At 53.4% G+C, this 485-nt stretch carries 1 protein-coding gene; it reads right to left on the bottom strand.

Annotated elements, in window-relative coordinates:
- A partial coding sequence (locus RMT89_RS41050) for a DUF3383 family protein (RefSeq protein WP_315888851.1) occupies positions 1-485 on the bottom strand: 485 nt, incomplete at both ends.

The following is a 485-nucleotide window of genomic DNA, read 5'->3' as shown; positions in this document are numbered from 1 at the left end:
AACGAACCCGGTTACCGCCGTCACAGCCGCCGAACCAATGTCAACGTTCTGAACGCCGGGGGCCTTCTTGAACTTGACAGTATAGGCGCTGTCCGCATCATCGAAATTGCGGGTGGACATATACGCAGCAATAGACGCCGCCAGATACTCATCCGGGTCAGTATGGTAAAAGACCGCCGTGCGCTCCACCGTACCCTTATGACGGGCGGCAATATTAGTCGTGTCCGCCGGGTCCTGGAGCTTGACGTCATTGCTATCGATCATAGCAATCTTGGGCTGAGATTCAACCCATTCAACCAAGCCGTCCAAATAAGGCTGATCGCGCAATTCTTTATCGATAGTGATCATGTACCAGGACTGATCATAATCGTTCAAAGCACCCAGAGAGGTCAGGAAGTCAGCTTTCTTAGCTGCGTCGTCTGCCCCGGATGGAGTAGCAACAAAGCCAACCTTAAGGCGAACCGGGCGAGGGTTCTGCGAGAAAG

The sequence above is a fragment of the Streptomyces sp. P17 genome (genome assembly GCF_032436805.1).
Lineage (GTDB): Bacteria > Actinomycetota > Actinomycetes > Streptomycetales > Streptomycetaceae > Streptomyces.
This window is presented reverse-complemented; position numbering and strand designations above follow the sequence as displayed.